A 215-nucleotide genomic window follows, 5' to 3' on the forward strand; every position below is an offset into this window, starting at 1 on the left:
GACATCGACAAGCCCCGCATCGACTGGATCGCCATGGCCCGCAGCATGGGCGTCCCCGGCATCGCGGTGGAAGACGCGCAGAGCTTCCACAAGGCGCTCACCGACGCCAACCGCGAACCCGGCCCGCGCCTGATCGAAGTCCGACTCTAAGGAGACACAACACCATGGCGCTCACGCTCAAGACCAACCTGGCCGACTACGCGGTCACGAAAGCG

The 215-nt window shown here is 65.6% G+C and carries 1 protein-coding gene; it reads left to right on the forward strand.

The genetic code is table 11. The annotated features are described in order from the left end of the window. Window positions 1-18 precede the first annotated feature (18 nt). Window positions 19-150, forward strand: coding sequence for a thiamine pyrophosphate-dependent enzyme (locus B0W88_RS33395; protein ID WP_255378684.1), 132 nt, complete (start codon window positions 19-21; stop codon window positions 148-150). Window positions 151-215 lie beyond the last annotated feature (65 nt).

Source organism: Pelomonas sp. KK5, from assembly GCF_001984095.1.
GTDB lineage: Bacteria > Pseudomonadota > Gammaproteobacteria > Burkholderiales > Burkholderiaceae_C > KK5.